Genomic DNA, 20789 nt, shown 5'->3' on the forward strand with positions numbered 1-20789 from the left:
GGGGGCAGGATAGGACGAGGCCGTGGCGGATTCAAACCGCTTTCGCAAGGCTGGCTCAGGCCCCTGACACCGGGCGCAAGGTCGTCACCTGGCCCGAGCGCAATTCCTGCACCGAGCCGCGCCAATGGACCGGCCCTGTGACCAGCATCGGCCCGCCAAGCTGCGGCGCATGGCCCGCCATCAGCGACAAGAGCCGATCCGCCGCCCGCACGCCCATGGCCGAATAGGGCAGGTCCACCGTGGTCAGGGGCGGATCCAGGGTCTCGGCCACCATGCGGTGATTGTCGAAGCCGGCCACCGAGATGTCCTGCGGAATGCGCAGACCCATCGCCGTCAGGAGCTGGTAGACCTTCGCCGCCATCCGGTCGTTTCCGCAGCACAGGACGGTCGGCGGCTCGGGGTTGTGCAAGAGCCGGTCCAGCGAATCCCACAGCAGTTGCATCTCGCCTTCCTGGTCGGTGAAGTCGCAATCCTCGACCAGGTCGGGATCGATCTCGATCCCGGCATCCTTCAGCGCGGCCCGATAGCCCGACAGCCGCAGCCGACCCGCGACGATTTCGGGGCGCAGCGTCAGGAAGCCGATGCGCCGGTGCCCGGCCCGGATCAGGCGCTGCACCAGGTCATATTGCCCGCGCCAATCGTCGGGCAGCACCGAGGCCGTGCCCGCGTTGTCAAAGCAATTGACCATGACCATCTGCATGGGACCGCGCAGGCGGGGCAGGCTGATCGCCTGGTGATACTCGGCCACCAGGATGACCCCGGCAAAGCGTTGCGCCGCAAAGGTGGCGAGAAGCGTGCCAAGCTGGCTCATGCCAGGACCCGGGTCGCCGACCAGCATCACGACACCCGCCTCCGCCAGAACACTGCGGATGCCCTGGACGATCAGAAGTTCGGGCAAGCCTATGGGCTCTTGCGGGTCGATGCGCATCGACAGGGCGCGGCTGATCACCCCCACGACCGGAGGAGCTCCCTTGATCAGAAACCCGTGCCTGTACCGCAACGCCGCTATGGCCGCGTTGATGGCCATGGCGGTTTCGGCGCTGACCATCGACGTGCCGTTCAAGAATCTGCTGACGGTTCGGACCGATACCCCAGCTTTGCGCGCAACATCCTCTATCGACGCCATGCTTATCTCCGAAGCGCGGTCCCCCCCTTCATAAGTGACTCGCGGGCGTCTGTCGAATGGTCTGGATGGTCTTTTAACACATAATGAAAAACAAATATGATTGACCTGGATCAAGGCCGCCCGCGCCAAGTTCGCGCAAGAAGGCGGCAAAAGGAGACTGGCATGACTTACAAGACCGACACCGCCGAGCTGCGCAGCGAACTGCGCGCGCTTCACAAGCTGAACCCTGAAACCGCCAAGGGTTTCAACGCCTTGTCCATGGGCGCCATGACTGACGGCCCGCTGGACAAGAAGACCCGCGAATTCGTGGCCCTTGCCATCGCGGTCACCCAGCGCTGCCAGCCCTGCATCAACCTTCATGTCGAGGCCCTGATGAAGGTCGGCTCCACGCGGGAAGAAATGGGCTCTGTCCTGGCCATGTGCGTCCAGATGGGGGGAGGGCCCGCGCTCATGTATGCCGCCCATGCGCTGGGCGTTTGGGACGAATACGCGGCGCCTGCCGAATAGCGCGACGGAAGCGTTCCGGTCCTGCGTATCACATGCAGGAAACAAAATATGAGGACATCATGAAACCCTTCCTTCCCGCCACCTTCGCCCTTTTGCTGGCCAGCGCGGCCTTGGCGCAAGACATGGTCCCCGGCGGCCATTTCGTCACGAACTGGGACCTCGACGGCGACGGCGCCGTCAGCCTCACCGAGGCGACAGAGCGCCGTGGCGACATCTTCACCACCTTTGACGCCGATGGCGATGGCGCGCTCACCGAGGCGGAGTATGTGGCTTTCGACGAGGCCCGCGCCGCCGACCAGGCCGGAATGGGCAAGGGCCACGGCATGGGCCATGGCAACCCCGAGGAAATGGGCATGATGCGGGCCTTCAACGATGCCGACGGCGATGGCCGCGTCACCCGCGAAGAGTTCCTGGCGCGCGTCCCCGACTGGTTCGCCAAGATGGACCGCAATGCCGACGGCGCCGTCACCCCCCAGGACTTCGGACCCGGCAACTAACCGCGTGGCCTTGCAAAGCCAGGTGACAGAATCGCCAATCGCGGTCAGGACTTGGGCATGAAACGCGCCCCAGTCCTGACCCAAGCCCTCGTCCTGATCCTCTGCCTCCTCGCCGCCTGTGCCCCGCGCACGACGACCGAGGCGCCAAGCTTCCCCGTCGTCGCACCACGGTTCGGCGACAGCGACCCGGTGGACTGGGCGCCGCAGGACCATCCGTTGACCCATCCGGTCCACGGCATCGACGTCTCGACCTGGCAGGGCGACATCGACTGGCGGGCGGCCCGGGCCGCTGGCGTCAACTTCGCCTTCCTCAAGGCGACCGAGGGCGGAGACCGCCTGGACCCCGCCTTCCGCCAGAACTGGGCGGCGGCCCGGGCGGCGGGCGTGCCGCGCGGCGCCTATCACTTCTTCTACCACTGCCGCTCGGCTGCCAGCCAGGCGCGCTGGTTCATCGCCCATGTGCCCGCTGACAACCAGGCCCTGCCGCCCGTGCTGGACATGGAGTGGAACGCCCATTCCCCCACCTGTCCGGGCCGCCTCCCCGCAACCGAGGTGCGCTCCGAGGCGCGGATCTTCCTCGATGCCGTGACCCGCGCCTATGGACGCCGCCCGATCCTTTACACCACGGTGGATTTCTACGCCGACAACCAGCTCTGGAAGCTGCAAGGCGTCGATTTCTGGCTGCGCTCGACGGCGAAACACCCGTCGGACAGCTTTCCGGGTCAGCACTGGCTGATCTGGCAGTATACCGCGACCGGCCAGGTGCCGGGCATCGCGGGGGATGTCGACCTCAATGCCTTCGCAGGCTCGCGCCGTGATTTCGCCGCCTGGGTGGCCCGCTAGGCCCCGCCGCCGTCGATTTAACCTGCGTTAACGCTTCTTTCACTTCGTTTTCACAGGGCCCGGGCGCAGCCTGTCCCTGCGTGGTTGACACGCGATTTCGAACGGAGACTTTCATGAGCCGTTTTGTCATCGATCTGGGCGATGTTCCGCTCTCCAAGGAGGCCACGGCGGCCTTGAATGCCGATCTGCAGAAGGTGGCCCTGTCGCATATCGCCGGGCTGCAACTCGACAAGCCCTGGGTGGTGAAGTTCCCGCGCGACTGGCTGGGCTTCATCCTGCGCAAGGACTTCGAGGCGATCATCGAGGGCCAGAGGGCGCTCGAGAAGGGCCTCTTGCAGACCACGGGGCGCATGTGATGGCCCGGGGCGAGGGAGACTTCGCCCCGGTGCTTGCCTGCCCCTCGGCCCCCGCCACCCCTGGCGCCGGGCTCCTGGGCGTGGCGACACCGGATGGCCATATCGCCTATCTGCGAACCTTGATGCAGGTCGATGCCGATTTCCTGGCGACGGCCCGGGCGGCCGGCGTGCCCGAGGCGCGGATGCGCTTCACCCATGAATGCCAGACCTCCGCCTGCCGCCAATGGACGGGCAGCGCCTGCGGGGTGATCACCCGCGTGCTGGATGCCATGGGCCCGGGCCTGAGCCCTCCGGCCAAGCTCAGCCCCTGCCCGATAAGGGGCACCTGCCGCTGGTTCGCCCAGGAAGGCCCGGTGGCCTGCACCGCCTGCGCCGAGGTCCTGACCGACACGCGCGAGCCCGCCTGAGGCGGCGGCTCGCCCGATCTGCGGGGCGCGCTTGACCAAGGTTTCCCCGACCCCAGCGCCCCAAAGGCGAAAGGCGGCCCCGCTCCCGGGCCGCCTTTCATCCATCCAAACCGCCCAGGCTTTCATTGGTCCCCAAATATCCACGGGGTTTCCAAAGGGGAGCGTGCTCCCCTTTGGGCAGGGGGTGCGGGGGGCGGCAGCCCCCCGCTTCCGGCGTGTCACGCGCAAGGCCGCCAGGCCGAAGCCGCGTGACGCGCAAGCTTCAGTCGTTCTTGCGGATGCGTTCGTTCTTCGGATCGAAGGGGCTGTCCTCGACCACGACCGCATCCCATTCCTGGCGCAGCATCTTGACCTTCAGCTTGGTGCCCACCTCGGCCAGGTCGGGACGGACATAGCCCATGCCGATCTGCTTGCCGAAGGCCACCGAATAGCCGCCCGAGGTCAGGCGCCCGACCTTCACCCCATCCACAAGGATGGCTTCCTTGCCCCAGGGATCGGCATCCGCAGGCCCGTCGATCAGCACGGTGACGCATTTCGACCGGATCCCGGTCTCCAACATCTTTGCCTTGCCGCGGAACTCTTTCGACAGGTCCACGAAGCGGTCCAGGGCGGCCTCCAGCGGCGTCGCATCGCGGCCAAGCTCGTTGCCGAAGGCGCGGTAGCTCTTCTCCTGGCGCAGCCAGTTCTGTGCGCGGGCACCGACCGCCTTCAGACCGTGCTTCTCACCCACCGACCACAGGAGGTCCCAGAGATAGCGGCCGAATTCGATCGGGTAATGCAGCTCCCAACCGAGCTCCCCCGTATAGGCCACGCGGATCGCGCGGACCGGGCACATGCCAAGCTCGATGTCGCGATAGCTCAGCCAGGGGAAGCGCTTGTTGCCCAGCACGGTATCGGGCTCGGCATCCTTGACCAGGTCGCGCAGCAAAGCCCGCGCATTCGGACCGGCGAGCGCATAGACACCCCATTGCGTCGTCACGTCATGGATGTCGATATAACCGCCACCCGCCGCCATCCAGTCTTCCGCCGCCTTCATCATGAAATCAGCGTCATAGGCGGTCCAGGCGCCGGCCGAGATCAGGTAATACTCATGCTCTTTCAACCGCACGATGGTGTATTCGGTGCGGGTCGTGCCGGCCTCGGTCAGGGCATAGGTCAGGTTGATCCGGCCCACATTCGGCAGCTTGTTGCAGGTGAAGTGGTCGAGGAAAGCCGTCGCCCCCGGACCGCGCACCAGGTGCTTGGTGAAGGCCGCCGCATCGATCACGCCCACCGTGTTGCGCACGGCCTTGGCCTCTTCGACCGCATATTGCCACCAGCCGCCACGGCGGAAAGACCGCGAGTCGTGGTCGAAGTTCGCCGGAGCATCCTTCGGCCCGTAGTAGTTCGGACGCTCCCAGCCGTTCACCTGGCCGAATTGCGCGCCCATCTCCTTCTGGCGGTCATAGGCGGGGGCCGTCCGCAGCGGGCGGCAGGCTTCGCGCTCTTCGTCGGGGTGGTGCAGGATGAAGACGTGGTTGTAGCACTCTTCGTTCTTGCGCGCGGCATATTCGGTGGTCATCCAATTGCCGTAGCGCTTGGGGTCGAGGGAGGCCATGTCGATCTCGGCCTCCCCGTTCACCATCATCTGCGCGAGGTAATATCCCGTGCCACCCGCCGCCGTGATGCCGAAGCTGAAACCTTCCGCGATCCACATGTTCCGCAGGCCGGGCACCGGGCCCACCAGCGGGTTGCCGTCGGGCGTATAGCAGATCGGGCCGTTGAAATCGTCCTTCAGACCCACGGTTTCCGAGGAAGGAATCCGGTGGATCATCGACATGTATTCCGCCTCGATCCGTTCCAGGTCGAGCGGGAAGAGGTCGGCGCGGAACGACTCCGGCACGGCATATTCAAAGCGCGCCGGGGCGCCGTATTCATAGGGCCCGAGGATCCAGCCGCCACGCTCTTCGCGGACATACCACTTGGCATCGGCGTCGCGCAGGACCGGGTGCTCCGGGTTGTTCTTGCGATAGGCCTGCAGCATCGGATCGGGCTCGGTCACGATATACTGATGCTCGACCGGGATGGCGGGGATCTTGACGCCCAGAAGCTTGGCGGTCCGCTGGGCATGGTTGCCTGTCGCGGTCACGACATGCTCGGCCACGATCTCGAACTTCTCCTCGGAAGGAACCAGGCGCCCGCCGATCTCGACCATGCGCGTGCAGGAAACCACCCACTCCGACCCGGTCCAGCGATAGCCATCGACCTGGATCTTGCGCTCGATCGTGGCGCCATGCTGACGGGCGCCCTTGGCCATGGCCTGGGTCACGTCGGCCGGATTGATATAGCCGTCCTGCGGGTGATAGAGCGCGCCCACCAGGTCCTCGGTCCGCACCAGCGGCCAGCGGTCCTTGATCTCCTTGGGGCTAAGGAATTCATGATAGACACCGGCGGTCTCGGCCACCGAGGAATAGAGCATGTATTCGTCCATCCGCTCCTGGCGCTGCGCCATGCGCAGGTTGCCCACGACGGCGAAACCGGCGTTCAGACCGGTTTCGGCCTCCAGCCCCTTGTAGAAATCCACCGAGTATTTGTGGATATGGGTGGTCGCGTAGCTCATGTTGAAGAGCGGCAGCAGGCCCGCGGCATGCCAGGTGGACCCGCTCGTCAGCTCGTCGCGTTCCACCAGCATCGTGTCCCAGCCCGCCTTGGCCAGGTGATAGGCGATGCCATTGCCGACGGCACCGCCGCCGACGACCAGAGCTTTGACATGGGTTTTCATCAGGGGGACTCCGCGAAAGGTTTGCCCCATATGTGCCCGACGGGGGCCGACTTGGGCAAGTCAGCGCGACGTGAGGCGGCGAAAAACGACATGGGGCGTAAAAACCGACGCGTGAGAGGGGCATGGGGGGCTCCCGCCCCGCTTCGGGAACTTACGCGGCGCCACTGGCGCCACGGTTTGCCTCCGCACCCCGCCCCCCATGCCCCTCTCAGCCCTGGCGGCGGAGGCTGGCGGCCAGGGCGAAGAGGCCAGCGGCGAGGGCGGCGATGGAGGGGCCTGCGGGCGTGTCCTGGTTCAGCGAGAGCGCCAGCCCCGCGATCACCGAAAGCGCGCCGACGCCCGAGGCCAGCGCCGCCATCTGTTCGGGGCCCCTGGACAGCGCCCTTGCGGTGGCGGCGGGGATCAGGAGGAGGGCCGCGATCAAAAGCGCTCCCACCAGCTTGATCGCCACGGCGATGACGACGGCCAGGGCCAGGGTCAGCCAGAGCCTCTCGCGGTCGGGGTCGATGCCGCTGGCCCGGGCGAGGTCGGGGTCCAGCGTCGCCGTCAGCATCCCCTGCCAGCGCCACAGAAGCAGCGCCAGGACCGAGGCCGACCCGCCCCAGACCAGGGCCACCTCGGTCCAGGTCACGGCGAGGATATCGCCGAAGAGATAGCTCTCCAGCGAGACATTCACCCCCTTGACGAAAGAGATCGCCACAAGCCCGACCGCCAGCGCGCCATGTGCCAATACGCCGAGCGTCGTGTCCACCGCCCAACCGCGCGCCGAAAGCGTCGCCACCGTGACCGCCACGCTCAGCGCCACGGTCAGCGTGCCAAGGCCCACCGGCAGCCCGGTCGCCAGGGCCAGGGCTACGCCCAGGATCGAGGCATGGGCCGTGGCATCGCCGAAATAGGCCATGCGGCGCCAGAGGACGAAGGCGCCAAGCGGCCCGGTGGCCAAGGTCAGGCCAAGCCCCGCCAGGCCCGCGCGGATCAGGAACTCAGGAAGCATCTGGGGTCTCCTTTCCTGATGCAAACTTCACCCCCAACTCCCCGCCGTCCCGGGCTTGCCTCGGGACCTCGACCCGATGCCGCCTTTCGTGGTCATGCCCGTGGTGGTCGTGCCCGTGGTCATGGTGTCCATGCCCGCTGTGACCCGTGACCTCGACCGCGTGCCCATGCCCGTGGTCATGGTGCCCATGCGCCCCATGGTCATGGACCCCGTCATGGCTGTGGTCATGCCGGTGCTGATACAAAGCCAGTGCCCCCTGCGTCCCCAGGCCAAACAGTGCCCGATACTCCGGAGCAGCCGAGACCACCCTTGGCGTCCCCTCGCAGCAGATATGGTGGTTCAGGCAGACCACGCGGTCCGAGGCCGCCATGACCACATGCAGGTCATGAGAGACCATGAGCACCGCCGCCCCGGTCTCGGCCCGGACCTCGGCGATCAGCCGGTAGAAGGCCGCCTCGCCCGGTTGGTCCAGCCCCGAGGTCGGCTCGTCCAGCACCAAAAGCTGCGGGCGGCCCAGAAGAGCCCGCGCCAACATCACCCGCTGCAACTGCCCGCCCGAGAGGCCCGACAAAAGCCTCGGCCCCATACCCGCCATGCCCACGCGCTCCAGCACCTGCGCCGCCTCGGCATCCTTGACCCGAACCGGCAGCGACAAAAAGCGCCGCACCGTCATGGGCAGCGACCGGTCCAGGGCCAGCTTCTGCGGCACATAGCCCACCCGCAGGCCGGGCGCCCGCACCACCTGGCCGCCCGCCGGGATCATCCCTAGAAGCGCCCGCATCAGCGTGCTCTTCCCCGAGCCATTCGGCCCCAGGACCGTGACGATCTCGCCCTGGCGGATCGCGAAATCGACGCCGGTCAGGACCTCGGTCGCACCAAGCGTCACGCGCAGGTCATGGGCCTGCAACAGGGGGGTCCTATCCAGCATGGGCTTCCTCCTGGCAGGCGGGGCAGAGGCCCAGGGCCTCGATCGTCAGCCTTTCGACCGCAAAGCCGCCCGCCGCATGAGCAACCGTCGCCGCCACGGGCGCGCCCTCGGCCTCTGACACCGATTGGCAGGCGCGGCAGATCAGGAAGACCGGGGCATGGGCCTCGCCCGGATGCATGCAGGCGGTGAAGGCGTTCAGGCGGCGGATGCGATGGGCGAGGCCATGCTCCTCCAGGAACTCCAGCGCGCGATAGGCCACGGGGGGCTGGCGGCCATAGCCCTCGGCGGCCAGGCGCTCCAGCACGTCATAGGCGCCCAAAGCCCGGTGGCTCTCCAAGAGGATCTCCAGCGTCCGGCGCCGCACCGGGGTCAGGCGCTGACCCGAGGCCGCCAGTTGCGCCTCGGCCAGCGCCATGACATCGCCCGCGCAGCGCGCATGGTCATGAGGGGCAAAGGCAAGGCCGGGAGCGGCGCAGCCGGGGCAGTCGTCATGCATGAGGGGGCCTTGACATGTTATACTATCACATCGTAGGGCGTTACAGTATAACATTCCCAGCGAAGTGAAAACCCCATGCGCGCTTTCCTTGCACTCCTGTTGACCGCCTCTCCCGTCCTGGCCGAGGCGCCCAAGGTCATCACCGATATCCCCCCCGTCGCGGGCCTGGTCGCGGCGGTCATGGGCGACCTGGGCCAGCCCGTGGTTCTCCTGGACAAGGGCGGCGACGAGCATGACCTGGCCTTGAAGCCCAGCCAGATGGAGGCCATGACCGAGGCGGACCTCGTGGTCTGGATGGGCGAGGACCTGACCCATGAGCTTGGCCATGCGCTGGAAGCCGTCGAGGTGCCGAAGCTGACCCTCTTGGAGGCGCCCGAGACGCTGAAGATGGATTACCCCGAGGGCGGCGTGAACCCCCATGCCTGGCTTTCCCCGGTCAATGCCAAGGCCTGGACCGGGCTGATCGCCGCCCGCCTGTCGGAGCTCGACCCGGAGAATGCCGCGACCTATGCCGCCAATGCCGAGGCCGCCTTGGCCGAGATCGACGCGCTCGATGCCAAGCTGGCCGCGCAGCTCACGGGCCTGAAGCCCTTCCTGACCTATCACGACGCCTATGGCTACCTGGCCGCGCATTACAAGCTGCCCTACCAGGGCGGACTGGCGGCCGGAGAGGCCCATGCCCCCGGCGCCGCCCGCCTGGCCGAGGTCGAGGCCCGGGTGAAGTCCGGCGAGATCGCCTGCATCTTCCCCGAAGAGGCCCATGACCCCGCCCTGCTGGAGGCCTTCGGCACGCTCGGCCCGGCGCTGAACCCCGTGGGCTCTGACCTCGACCCCACGCCCCAGGCCTGGGCGATCCTGATGCAGCGCCTGGCCGATGGGCTTGCCACCTGCCGCTGAGGGCCATTCTTTGCCGCAAAAGAGGCGCCAAGGCAGCGGTAAGGTCGCTGCCCGCGCCAGGCAGAGACTAAGCCTTGACCCCGAAGGCCGGGCGGGCCACCAAGGCGGAAAGGAGACCGCCATGATCACCCGCCAGGCCTTTGGAACCACCGCCTCCGGCATTCCGGTGGAAAAGATCACCCTGCAGGCCCATGGGCTGACCGCCAGCTTCCTGACCAAGGGCGTGACCCTGCAATCGGTGCGGCTGGAGGGGGTGGCCCATGACCTGACGCTGGGGTCTGATACGCTCTCGGATTACGAGGGCAAGATGCGCCACCATGGCTCCCTGGTCGTGCCCGTGGTGAACCGGCTCTCGGGCGGGCGGGCGCGGGTCAACGGGGCAGAGCTGGCCTTCGAGCGGAACCAGGCGGGCAAGCACACGCTGCACTCCGGCGCGGCGGGCGGGCAGCACAAGGTCTGGGAGATCGAGCAGCTGACCGAGACCCATGTGACCCTGGGCCTGCGCCTGCCCGATGGCGAGGGCGGCTTCCCCGGCAACCGCCATATCCGCGCGCGGCTTTCCATCGGCCCGGGCCCCGCGCTGCGGATGGAGGTCACGGCCGAGACCGATGCCCCCACGCTCTTCAACGCCGCCAACCATTCCTACTGGAACCTCGACGGGACCGAGACCTGGGCCGGCCACGAGCTGCGCATCGCCGCCAACCACTATCTGCCCACGACCGAGGACTTCACCCCGACCGGAGAAATCGCCCCGGTCGCCGGAGCCATGGACTTCCGCCGGGGTCGCGTCGTGACCCCCGAGGATACCGTTCTGGACACCAACTTCTGCCTCTCCGGCGGGCGCCAGGCCCTGCGCGAGGTCCTGTGGCTGCGCGGCCGCGATGGTGTCTCCCTGACGGTGGCGACGACGGAAAGCGGGATCCAGGTCTATGACGCCCGCAACGCGGCGCGGCCCGGGCGCGGCTTCCACGAGGGCCTGGCCATCGAGGCCCAGGCCTGGCCCGACGCGCCCAACCACCCGGGCTTCCCCGCCATCGACCTGCGCCCCGGCGAGCCCGTGACGCAAGTGACCGAGTGGCGCTTCAACCGCTGACCGCAGGAGGTCCCGGGTCAAGCCCGGGACAGCGCAGCCCTGCCGCCCCAACCCGTAGCCCGGGGTATACCCCGGGTTCACCCAACCCCAAAGTCGGCAGAACCACGCCCCCGTCCTGCCGCCGCCCTCACAGTCGGCAGGGCCACCGCGCATGACAAGGCCCGGACCTCTGGTCCGGGCCTTGTCATGCGCCACCCGAAGGGGTCTTAAAGCTGCGCGGCGACATCCTCGGGGACGTCGAAATTATGGGTGACCGACTGCACGTCGTCATCCTCTTCCAGGAGATCCACCAGCCGCATCAGCTTTTGCGCGGTCTCGAGATCGACCTCGGTCAGGGTCTGCGGCTTCCAGATCAACTTGGCCTCGGTCGATTCGCCCAAAGCCTTTTCCAGGGCCTCGGAAACCGCGCTCAGCTCTTCGACCTTGCAATAGATCCAATGGCCCTCTTCGTCGCTTTCGACATCATCGGCCCCGGCCTCCAAGGCCGCCATCATCACCTCGTCGGCCGTCCCCGCCTTGGCCGGATAGGTGATCTCGCCCACCCGGTCGAAGCCATGGCTGACCGAGCCGGTCTGGCCCAGGTTCCCGCCGCATTTCGAGAAGTACGAGCGCACATTCGACGCCGTGCGGTTCAGGTTGTCGGTCAGCGCCTCGACGATGATGGCGATGCCATTCACCCCATAGCCCTCATAGCGGATTTCCGTGTAATCGCCCGCATCGCCCATCTGGCTCTTCTTGATGGCGCGGTCGATCACGTCCTTGGGCATCGAGGCCGCCTTGGCCGCCTTGACCGCCAGGCGCAGGCGCGGGTTCATGTCCGGGTCAGGCATGCCCATCTTGGCCGCCACGGTGATTTCCTTGGACATCTTGGAAAACATCTTCGAGCGCGCCGCATCCGCCTTGCCCTTGCGATGCTGGATGTTCGCCCATTTGGAATGGCCTGCCATGTCCCCGATCCTTTGTCAGAAGTTGAGGCCCTTTACACCAGCAGGGCGGGCTGCTGCAAGGGCAGGGGTCAGGAGAGGCGGCGGACGCAGGCCTCGGGGCCCTTTGGATCGACGGCAAACAGGTGCGGCCGTTTCAACAGATAGGCGCGCCAGGTCTTTTCGGGTTGCGTCGAGATGTTGATGCCGATGCGCCGGAAGATCTCCGGGTTGAGCAGGTTCATCCGAATCTTGCCCCCGCGCTCGGAAATGAGGCGGCAGACCTCCTGGTCGATCGCCGAGGCTGTAGCCTTCGGCTTGGCGATCGGGGCTGAGACTGGGCTGATGACCGGCATCGGTTCCGCCTTGGGAGGAGCGGGCTTGCTCGGCTCGACGGTGGACAGTACCTGAAACCCCGTGCAGGCTTCGCGGAACCTGGGCGGGGCCTGCGGGCCGCCCATCCCCACCACCTCCAGCCCGTATTCCCGCAGCTTCAGGGCCAGGTGGCTGAAGCCTCCGTCCGATGAGGCGATCACAAACCGCGCGACCTTGTCCCGCAGCGCCAGCTCCATCGCGTCTACAGTTAACTGGAGGTCGGACGAATTCTTGTCCATGCCGGAGTGGAAGGCGCGCAGTCCGGCAATCTCGGACCAGGCCTGCAGGTGCTTCGTGTCCGCATAGGCGCGGCGGATCGTCACCTCTCCGAGAGACTGTGCATGGGCCAGGATCTCGGGGTAACGGTTGGCCGCCACATTGTCGGCGTCGATCAGAAGGGCAATGGTCATCGGGCAATCCAGGGCGCATGGAACGACACCAGATTGCCCGCAGATTCGGGCAGGAATTTGGCCTCAGGGATAAAGCGGCCAGATCACCGGGATCAGGAAAGAGGCCACGAGCCAGGTGATGATGTTCAAGGGCACGCCGATCCGGGTGAAGTCGAGGAACTTGTAGCCCCCCGGGCCATAGACCATCATGTTGGTCTGATAGCCAATCGGCGTCGCAAAGGCCAAGGTGGCCGAGAACATCACCGCCACGACGAAGGGCCGGGGGTCGACGCCCAACTGGTTGGCCAGCTCGATCGCAATCGGCGTATAGATCACCGCCACGGCGTTGTTGGACAGGAACTCGGTCAGGATCAGGCCCATGAGGTAAATGGCCAGGATCAGCATGAAGGGCGAGAGCCCCTCCATCCAGGGCTTGACCGCTGTCACGATCATCTCGACCGCGCCCGAGGCGTCCAGCCCCGCCCCCACCGCCAGCATGGCGAAGATCATCGCCATCAGGCGGCCATCGACGAAGCCCAGGGCCTCGTCGCTGTCGATGCAGCGGGCGATCAGGATGATCCCCACGGCCAGGAAGGCCAGGACCTGGATCGGCGCCACGTCGAAGGACGAAAGCGCGATGACGAAAACCAGCGCGCCAATCGCAATCGGCGCCTTGGTCCGGCGATAGGCCCGGGCCGTCGGATGCGAGATATCGACCAGGTCCATGTCGAGCGCCAGGCGCTTGATGTCCTCGGTCGTGCCCTCGATCAGAAGCGTGTCGCCGACCTGGACCTCGACATCGTCCATCTGGCGGCCGATGTTCTTGTCCTTGCGGTGCAGCGCCAGGGGATAGACCCCATAGCGCCGCCGCAGACGCAGCGCGCCCAGCGTCTGGCCCACCATCTTGCAGCCCGGAGTCACCAGGACTTCGACCGTCTCGGTTTCCACAGAGGACAGCTTGTCGGCGATGCGCATATCGGTGCGGTTCTGCATCTCCAGAAGCTCCGAGACCTCGGTGCGCAGGACGACGCGGTCGCCAGGCTCCAGCACCACCGGGGCCAGGTTGCGCCGCAGGCTGGCATCGCCGCGCAGGACGTCGATGACGCGAACCCCGTTGCGCTTGAACTGGCCCACGTCCAGCACCCTCTTGCCGATCAGCACCGAATCCTCGGGGATGGCGACCTCGGTGAAGTATTTCCGCTTGTTCCGGTCGCCGAGCAAAGCCGCCATCGACTGGCGGTCGGGCAGAAGCCGGGGCGCCGCGATCAGCATGTAGATCCCGCCCACCAGGGTGATGGCAATGCCCAGGGGCGCGATCTCGAACAGCGAGAAGGGCTCCATCCCCTGTTTCGTGGCCACGCCATCCACCAGGATATTGGTCGAGGTTCCGATCAGCGTGATCATCCCCCCCAGCACGGTCATATGCGACAGGGGGATCAGGAAGCGCGAGGGCGCCTTCCCCAGTTTCGCCGCGATCTGGATGACGACCGGGATCATGACGGCGACCAGGGGCGTGTTGTTCATGAAGGCCGAAGCCACGGCGACGAAGCCAAACAGCACCAGGATCGTGGCCTTGGGATAGGTCTCGACCCGGGATTCCGCCATGCCGATCAGCATTTCGACCGCGCCCGTCCGCACAAGGCCGCCCATGACCATGAACATCAGCGCGATGGTCCAGGGGGCCGAGTTCGAGAGCACCGCCCCCGCCTCCTTGATGGGCAGAAGGCCCGTGACCATCATGACGACCGCGCCGCCGATGGCGACGACCTCCATCGGATAGGTCTCGCGCACGAACATGGTGAACATGACCAGCATGATCCCCAAAGCCATCCAGGGATGCCACTCGGGCGCGAATTCCAGGCCAAACATGCGAACCTCCGTCACCAACCGCGTCGATACCCGACCCGGTTTGACGTGATTCTTTCGCGGCGACAAGAAAATTCTACAATAAAGGTCGTGTTAAGCAGGAATATGCCTTACGCGCGGTTTCACCAGCGTCATTCCTGCCAAAAGCACCACCATGGCGGCCCAGATCCAGGGCGAGGGGCGCTCTCCGAGGAACAGCATCGCGAAGGTCACGCCGGAAACCGTGGTGACATAGGAGGACTGGCTGGCAAAGACCGCCCCGGTGCGGGCGGCGAGCCAGACGAAGGTGGCGTACAAAAGCCCGTGCAGCGCGGACGAGATCGCCAGGGCCGCATCGGGCCAGGTCGCTCCGGGGATGTAGCCTTGCCCCGTCACCAGCATCAGGACGCCCACCATGCAGGCCGCCACGCAAGAGACCCCGAGCATGGCCGAGATGGCATCGAGGCCGCCAAGCCCCTTGTGGGCGACATAGGTGTTCTCCAGCGCATAGCAGAGCGGTCCGATCATCGCGATGGGCAGGAAGGCCAGCATCGCCCGGTCGGGCAGGGAGGATTGCGGCAAGGCGATCATCAGCACCCCGGTCAGCCCCAGGGCCAGGCCCATGGCGCGCTTCAGGTCGAAATGGTCCATCTTCAGCGCCAGGTTGATCGGAAAGGCGATCAGGGGAATGGTCGAGATGATGATCGACATGATCCCCGAGGGAAGCTGCGCCGCCGAGGTATAGAAGGTGAAGTTCGGCACCACGGTGCCCAGAAGCGCCACCATGACGAAAAAGCCCAGGTGCTCGCGCCGCCAGCCGATGCCGCGACGACGCACCAGGGTGATCAGACCCAGGACCAGGATGCAGGTCACAAGCTGCCAGAAGACCAGCCCAAAGGCCGGATGGCCCGAGGAGGTCGCGATCTTGCCCAGGGGCTGGGTCATCCCCCAGCCCGCGCCAAGCGCCAGGACCAGGCCGCGCTCTTTCCAGCCGTGGCTCATGGTCCCGACTGCTTCAGCTTGCCGCCCTGGCGGACCATCTCGATGCGGGTGGCGCGGCCGGTTTTGTCATCGGTTTCCACATAGACGCCCGAGAGCGTGGCCTCCCCCTCGGCCGGCTCGAACCGGCCCGAGGCCATGCCGGTGATGAAGCGCCGCAGCGGTTCAAGCTTCTGCATGCCGATGACGCTGTCATAATCCCCGCACATGCCCGCATCGGTCAGGTAGCCCGTGCCCTTGGCCAGGATCATCGCATCGGCGGTGGCGACATGGGTATGGGTCCCCACGACCAGGCTCGCCTGTCCATCGACCCAATGCCCCATGGCCATCTTCTCGGAGGTCGCCTCGGCGTGGATCTCCACGACCGAAGCCTGGACCGCGCCGCCATGGGTCTTCAGGACCTCTGACACCGCCGAGAAAGGATCGTCGAAGGGGCGTTTCATGAAGACCTGGCCCAGGACCTGGGTGACCAGCACCCGGCGACCCTGGGTCGCCTCGAAGACCCGCGCCCCCTTGCCCGGGGCGACCTTGGAGAAATTCAGCGGCCGGATGATGCGGGGCTCCTGTTCGATGAACTGGAACATGTCCTTCTGGTCGAAGGCATGGTCCCCCAGCGTCACGCAATCGGCGCCAGCGGCCAGGATGCCGCGCGCATGCTCGGCCGTGAGCCCCGCGCCATTGGAGGCATTCTCGCCGTTGACCACGACGAAATCGAGCCCCCAGTCGCTGCGGAGCTTGGGAAGGCGGTCGGTGATGGCCACCCGCCCGGTTTTGCCGACGACATCGCCGAGGAAAAGGATACGCATGGGCCTGCGTTACCCTTTGGGGCGCCTTGGCGCAATCCTGAACGCGACCTCTGGTGTCGGCCGCTGGAGGGGCCGCCTGCCCCTCCAGACCTCCCCGGGGATATTTGGGTCAGTATGAAAGAGGCTCAGAGGCCGCCGGGCAGGGCGGTCAGGGCCTCGATCACGGCTTGCAGGGAGGTGTGGCGGGGCTGGTAGCCGATCAGGCGGCGGGCCTTGTCGATCGCGTGACAGGGGGAGCGGGCGATGTGCTCCCAGGTGGCCTCGGCATCCTCGGGGCTCTGGCTCTTGGCCCAGGTCTCGAAGGGGGCGAAGCTCAGCGCGGGTTCGTGGCCGAAGTGGCGGTAAAGCGCCTCGGCATAGTGGCGGAGGTTCAGGGCTGCGGGGGAAACGGCGTTGAAGGATTCCCCCACGGCGGTGCTCCAATGGGTCAGGGCGCCCAGGACGGCCTGGGCCACATCCTCGGCATGGACATGGTGGACGGTCTCCAGGCCGAAGTTCGGCAGGGTCAGCGGGCGGCCAGCGGCGATGTCGCGGAAGACCTGAGGGTTGAAATTGCCCGCCGGGTTCAGAGGCACCCAGCCGGGGCCCACGATATGGCCGGGGCGGATGACGGTGGCGGGCAGGCCGCCCTTGCGGGCCTCGGTCAGGATCAGGTCCTCCAGCAGGCTTTTCTGGATGCCGTAATCGCCGAAGGGCTGGCGGGGGTCTTCCTCGCGCGTGGGGGAGGGGCCGGGGCGGCCATGGACCCAGATCGTGCCGATATGGATCAGGTGGGTGATGCGTCCCCGCAGCGCCTGGGCCAGGGCTTCATGCTGGGCCGGGGTGAAGCAGATCATGTCGATGACCGCATCCGGGGTTGTGGCGGCCACGGAATCGGCGAAATCCGGGGCCGCGCGGTTCATCGTCACCTGGGTGACCTGGTCCCAGGCGCGGTGGGGCAGGTAGGGCCGCGACTGGCCGCGCGTCACATTGGTGACCTGGTGGCCCGCCTGGACCAGCATGGGCACGAGGTAAGTTCCCACATGGCCCGCCCCGCCGATGATCGTGATGCGCATGACTGTCTCCCATTGCACGGGCTGTTCCCGGCACTATCCTTGGCCCCATGACGCTGTTGCCGCAAGCCTTGACGGAGTGGTTCCAGGCCCAGGGCTGGGCCTTGCATCCCCATCAGCTTCAGATGCTGGACCGGGCGGGGGAGGCCTCCACCCTGCTCATCGCGCCGACCGGGGGCGGCAAGACCCTGGCGGGCTTCCTGCCGACGCTGGCCGAGCTTGGGGCCGCGCCCGCCAAGGGGCTCCATACGCTCTATATCTCGCCCCTGAAGGCCCTGACCTCGGATATCCGCCGCAACCTTGGCCGCCCGGTGGAGGGCGCGGGGCTGGCGATCCGGATCGAGGACCGGACCGGCGACACCGGCTATACCCAGCGCAGGCGGCAGAGGGCGGATCCGCCGCATATATTGCTGACGACGCCGGAAAGCCTCGCGCTTTTGCTGACCTATGAGGATGCGCCGCGCATCTTTGCGGGGCTCCAAAGGGTCATCGTGGACGAGATCCATGCCCTGGCCGAAAGCAAGCGCGGCGATCAGCTGATGCTGCAGCTGGCGCGGTTGCAGGCGATGAACCCGGGGCTGCGGCGGGTCGGGCTCTCGGCCACGGTGGAGGATCCCGGCGCGCTGGCCGCCTGGCTCGGCGCGGGGACCGGGGTGCTGATGGCCGATCCGGGGCCGGAGCCCGATATCTCGATGCTGGAGGCGGGCGATCCGCCCTGGGCCGGGGGCGGGGCGGCCTATGCCATTCCGGCGGTGCTGGAAGAGGTCAAGCGCCACCGCACGACGCTGATCTTCCACAACACCCGCGCCCAGGCCGAGATCTTCTTCCGCAACCTCTGGATGGCCAATGACACGGACCTGCCCATCGGCATCCACCATGGCTCCCTCTCCCGCGAGCAGCGCGAGCGGGTCGAGGCCGCGATGGCGGCGGGTGCCCTGCGGGCGGTGGTCTGCACCGGGTCTCTGGACCTTGGCATCGACTGGGGCGACGTGGACCTGGTGATCCAGGTCGGCGCGCCCAAGAACGTCAAGCGGCTGGTGCAGCGGATCGGGCGGGCGAACCATCGTTACAACGCGCCCTCCAAGGCTCTGCTGGTGCCGGCCAACCGGATGGAGGTCGTGGAATGCAAGGCGGCGCTGGAGGCCGTGAAGGCCCGCGACCTCGATGGCGAGCCGAGGGGGCGGGGGCCGAGGGATGTGCTCTGCCAGCATATCCTGGCCACGGCTTGCGCGGGCGGCTTCGACGCCGGGGCGCTTTATGCCGAGGTCGCCTCGGTCGGGGCCTATGCCGACCTGACGCGGGCCGAGTTCGACGCCTGCCTCGATTTCGTGGCCACCGGGGGCTATGCGCTGCGGGCCTATGACCGCTGGCAAAGGCTGATGCTGCGCGGCGGGCTTTGGACCCTGCGCGACCCCCGCGCGGCCGCGGTGATCCGGCAGAACCTGGGCACGATCATCGAGGTCGAGACGCTGAAGGTCTCGCTGAAAGGCCGGGGCGCGCCCCTGGGCGAGATCGAGGAGAGCTTCGCCGCCACCCTGACCCCCGGCGATACCTTCCTGATCGGCGGCGAGGTCGTGCGGTTCCACGGGCTCCGCGAAATGACCGTCGAAGTGACGCGCGACCCCGGGAGGCCCCCCAAGGTCGCGGTCTTCAATGGGACGAAGTTCGCGACCTCGACCCAGCTTTCGGACCGCATCCTGCGGATGTTCCAGGAGCCCCTGGACCTGCCGCACCACACCTCCGACTGGCTGAACCTCCAGCGCGAGGTCAGCCAGTTGCCGCGCCCGGACCGGCTCTTGATGGAGAGCTTTCCCCATGACGGGCGCGAGCACCTCTGTGTCTATGGCTTTGCCGGGCGGAATGCGCAGCAGACCCTGGGGCTCTTGCTGACCAAGGAGATGGAGGCCCTGAGCCTCGCCCCCCTGGGCTTCGTCGCCACCGATTACGCGACGCTGATCTGGGGGCTGGAGCCGGTGCGGGGCTTCGCGCTTGACCGCGCGCGCCTGCGCGAGGGGGTGGAGACCTGGCTGGCAGGCAACGCCGTGATGAAGCGGACCTTCCGAAACGTGGCCATCGTGGCCGGCCTGATCGAGCGCAGCCACCAGGGGCGGCGGAAATCCGGGCGGCAGGCGACCTTTTCCAGCGACATCCTTTACGACACGCTGCGGCGCTTTGATCCCGGCCATCTGCTCCTGGAAATCACGCGGGAAGAGGCCATGCGCGGCCTCGTCGACTTCGGCCGGATCGAGGCGCTTCTGGACCGGGTCGGCGACCGGGTGGATTTCCGGCGGCTGGACCGGGTCTCCCCCCTGGCCGCGCCCCTGATGCTGGAGCCGGGAAAGGTCCCGATCCATGGCCAGGCCCGCGAGAGGCTGGCCGAGGATGCCGCCCGCGAGATGCTGCGGGCGGCGGGGCTGGGCTAGGCTTGCACGCGTGCAAGGGAGCGCAAGCCCTTGACCTTAAAAGGGTATTCCTGAGCGGTTAGGAGGTTGTTAACCACGGTCGCGCCCGGGGCCGCGCTTGGAGGGGGGCTGTCTGCCCCCCGAGGCTTCGCCTCCCCCCCGAGGATATTTGGGCCAATGTGAAAGACGTGAAGGGGCCAGGGCGGTGCTTTGGGCGGTATGCGGAGGCCTGGGGGGCTTGGAGCGGTGTTCGGGGCGTGGCAGGCGCAGGGGGCGCTTCGGGCGGTAGTCCGTGGGTCTGGCGGCTGGGCGTTGCGCTTGGGTTCCCCGGAGCGCGGTGCCAGGGTCTCGGAGGGGCTCCGGCCGATTGGGGGCTTGCCTTTTCCGGGTCTCGGGGCAAAAGCCAAGGGATGGATGGCTATTCCTTTTCCCTTGCAGGTGTCGGGCTGATGGCCCTGCCCTCGGGCGCCCTCTGGTGGCCGGAGGCGGGGCTTCTGACCGTCTCGGACCTGCATTTCGGCAAGTCCGAGCGGCTGGCGCGGCGGGGGGGCAGCCTCTTGCCGCCCTATGAGACCCAGGCGACGCTGACCAAGCTGGACGGCGACCTCGAGGCCACGGGGGCGGGCCAGGTCATCTGCCTCGGCGACAGTTTCGACGACCTGGCCTCGGAGGGCGCCATGGAGGAGAGTTGCCGACTCTGGCTTCTGCGGCTGATGGCGGGGCGGGTCTGGACCTGGGTCGAGGGCAACCATGATCCCGGACCCCTGGCGCTGCCGGGGGCGCATCGGGGGGAAGTGGCGCTGGGGCCGCTGGTCTTCCGGCATATCTGCACGGGGGCGGCGGGGGAGGTCTCGGGCCATTACCACCCGAAAGCGCGCCTGCCGGGCAAGGTGGCGCCCTGTTTCCTGGTCGACAAGGAAAGGGTGATCCTGCCCGCCTATGGCACCTATACCGGGGGCCTGTGGAGCGACGCGCCCGAGCTCCAGGCGCTCATGGCCCCTGACGCCCTGGCCGTGCTCACCGGAACCAAATGCCTCATCCGCCCGATGCGCGGCTAGGCCCTTTCAACTTGGCCCAAATACTCACGGGGTTT

At 67.0% G+C, this 20789-nt stretch carries 19 protein-coding genes and 2 pseudogenes; 9 read left to right on the forward strand and 12 right to left on the reverse strand.

Annotated elements, in window-relative coordinates:
• Window positions 1-55: 55 nt before the first annotated feature.
• Window positions 56-1000 carry a substrate-binding domain-containing protein gene (locus GV832_RS06710; protein ID WP_265332499.1) on the reverse strand — a complete coding sequence of 315 codons (945 nt, stop codon included), beginning with the start codon at window positions 998-1000 and terminating at the stop codon, window positions 56-58.
• 48 nt (window positions 1001-1048) lie between these two features.
• Window positions 1049-1126 (reverse strand): annotated as a pseudogene (locus GV832_RS22500) (LacI family DNA-binding transcriptional regulator); the annotation flags it as partial.
• A 162-nt stretch (window positions 1127-1288) separates the two neighbouring features.
• Between GV832_RS22500 and GV832_RS06715 the strand changes: the two are divergent.
• The 5 genes from GV832_RS06715 (at window position 1289) to GV832_RS06735 (ending at window position 3736) form a co-directional block, all read left to right on the forward strand.
• Window positions 1289-1633: a carboxymuconolactone decarboxylase family protein gene (locus GV832_RS06715; RefSeq protein ID WP_168774075.1), complete on the forward strand. Its 345-nt coding sequence runs from the start codon at window positions 1289-1291 to the stop codon at window positions 1631-1633.
• Window positions 1634-1692: 59 nt separating this feature from the next.
• Window positions 1693-2130 carry an EF-hand domain-containing protein gene (locus tag GV832_RS06720; RefSeq protein ID WP_168774076.1) on the forward strand — a complete coding sequence of 146 codons (438 nt, stop codon included), beginning with the start codon at window positions 1693-1695 and terminating at the stop codon, window positions 2128-2130.
• 57 nt (window positions 2131-2187) lie between these two features.
• Window positions 2188-2973 (forward strand): glycoside hydrolase family 25 protein, encoded by a 786-nt coding sequence (locus GV832_RS06725; protein WP_168774077.1) that lies wholly within the window; start codon window positions 2188-2190, stop codon window positions 2971-2973.
• 113 nt (window positions 2974-3086) lie between these two features.
• Window positions 3087-3329 (forward strand): hypothetical protein, encoded by a 243-nt coding sequence (locus tag GV832_RS06730; protein WP_168774078.1) that lies wholly within the window; start codon window positions 3087-3089, stop codon window positions 3327-3329.
• Complete coding sequence (locus GV832_RS06735; RefSeq protein WP_168774079.1) at window positions 3329-3736, forward strand: hypothetical protein; 408 nt, start codon at window positions 3329-3331, stop codon at window positions 3734-3736. Before GV832_RS06730 ends, GV832_RS06735 begins: the two co-directional genes overlap by 1 nt.
• A gap of 262 nt (window positions 3737-3998) precedes the next feature.
• Here the strand turns inward: GV832_RS06735 and GV832_RS06740 are convergent, their stop codons facing one another.
• The 4 genes and pseudogenes from GV832_RS06740 to GV832_RS06755 form a co-directional block, all read right to left on the reverse strand.
• A complete protein-coding gene (locus GV832_RS06740; protein WP_168774080.1) occupies window positions 3999-6497 on the reverse strand; it encodes a GcvT family protein in 2499 nt (832 codons plus the stop codon).
• Window positions 6498-6705: 208 nt separating this feature from the next.
• Window positions 6706-7491, reverse strand: a complete 786-nt coding sequence (locus tag GV832_RS06745) for a metal ABC transporter permease (RefSeq protein WP_168774081.1) — start codon at window positions 7489-7491, stop codon at window positions 6706-6708.
• A 187-nt stretch (window positions 7492-7678) separates the two neighbouring features.
• Window positions 7679-8419, reverse strand: a pseudogene (locus tag GV832_RS06750) (ATP-binding cassette domain-containing protein); the annotation flags it as partial.
• Window positions 8409-8915 carry a Fur family transcriptional regulator gene (locus GV832_RS06755; protein WP_168774083.1) on the reverse strand — a complete coding sequence of 169 codons (507 nt, stop codon included), beginning with the start codon at window positions 8913-8915 and terminating at the stop codon, window positions 8409-8411. The gene GV832_RS06755 and the pseudogene GV832_RS06750, both read right to left, overlap by 11 nt.
• A 75-nt stretch (window positions 8916-8990) precedes the next feature.
• Between GV832_RS06755 and GV832_RS06760 the strand changes: the two genes are divergently transcribed.
• Together GV832_RS06760 and GV832_RS06765 are read left to right on the forward strand one after the other, a co-directional pair.
• Window positions 8991-9812: a zinc ABC transporter substrate-binding protein gene (locus tag GV832_RS06760; protein ID WP_168774084.1), complete on the forward strand. Its 822-nt coding sequence runs from the start codon at window positions 8991-8993 to the stop codon at window positions 9810-9812.
• A 121-nt stretch (window positions 9813-9933) separates the two neighbouring features.
• Window positions 9934-10905: an aldose epimerase family protein gene (locus GV832_RS06765; RefSeq protein WP_168774085.1), complete on the forward strand. Its 972-nt coding sequence runs from the start codon at window positions 9934-9936 to the stop codon at window positions 10903-10905.
• A 206-nt stretch (window positions 10906-11111) separates the two neighbouring features.
• On the opposite strand, the gene GV832_RS06770 is transcribed toward GV832_RS06765, so the two are convergent.
• The 6 genes from GV832_RS06770 to GV832_RS06795 all read right to left on the reverse strand — a co-directional run bounded on the left by GV832_RS06770 (window position 11112) and on the right by GV832_RS06795 (window position 17297).
• The gene (locus GV832_RS06770) at window positions 11112-11852 is read right to left on the reverse strand and encodes a YebC/PmpR family DNA-binding transcriptional regulator (RefSeq protein WP_168774086.1); all 741 of its coding nucleotides are present in this window, start codon (window positions 11850-11852) and stop codon (window positions 11112-11114) included.
• Between the two features lie 68 nt (window positions 11853-11920).
• Complete coding sequence (locus GV832_RS06775; RefSeq protein ID WP_168774087.1) at window positions 11921-12613, reverse strand: NYN domain-containing protein; 693 nt, start codon at window positions 12611-12613, stop codon at window positions 11921-11923.
• Window positions 12614-12676: 63 nt separating this feature from the next.
• Window positions 12677-14461 (reverse strand): SLC13 family permease, encoded by a 1785-nt coding sequence (locus GV832_RS06780; protein WP_168774088.1) that lies wholly within the window; start codon window positions 14459-14461, stop codon window positions 12677-12679.
• A 90-nt stretch (window positions 14462-14551) separates the two neighbouring features.
• Window positions 14552-15439, reverse strand: a complete 888-nt coding sequence (locus tag GV832_RS06785) for a DMT family transporter (RefSeq protein WP_168774089.1) — start codon at window positions 15437-15439, stop codon at window positions 14552-14554.
• A complete protein-coding gene (locus GV832_RS06790) occupies window positions 15436-16242 on the reverse strand; it encodes a TIGR00282 family metallophosphoesterase (RefSeq protein WP_168774090.1) in 807 nt (268 codons plus the stop codon). Before GV832_RS06790 ends, GV832_RS06785 begins: the two co-directional genes overlap by 4 nt.
• 125 nt (window positions 16243-16367) lie before the next feature.
• Window positions 16368-17297 carry an NAD-dependent epimerase/dehydratase family protein gene (locus GV832_RS06795; protein WP_168774091.1) on the reverse strand — a complete coding sequence of 310 codons (930 nt, stop codon included), beginning with the start codon at window positions 17295-17297 and terminating at the stop codon, window positions 16368-16370.
• Between the two features lie 47 nt (window positions 17298-17344).
• On the opposite strand from GV832_RS06795, the gene GV832_RS06800 reads away from it, so the two are divergent.
• The gene (locus GV832_RS06800; protein ID WP_168774092.1) at window positions 17345-19717 is read left to right on the forward strand and encodes a ligase-associated DNA damage response DEXH box helicase; all 2373 of its coding nucleotides are present in this window, start codon (window positions 17345-17347) and stop codon (window positions 19715-19717) included.
• A gap of 389 nt (window positions 19718-20106) precedes the next feature.
• Window positions 20107-20754 carry a ligase-associated DNA damage response endonuclease PdeM gene (gene pdeM, locus GV832_RS06805; protein WP_168774093.1) on the forward strand — a complete coding sequence of 216 codons (648 nt, stop codon included), beginning with the start codon at window positions 20107-20109 and terminating at the stop codon, window positions 20752-20754.
• Window positions 20755-20789 lie beyond the last annotated feature (35 nt).

The organism is Stagnihabitans tardus (assembly GCF_009925085.1).
Taxonomy (GTDB): Bacteria; Pseudomonadota; Alphaproteobacteria; order Rhodobacterales; family Rhodobacteraceae; genus Stagnihabitans; species Stagnihabitans tardus.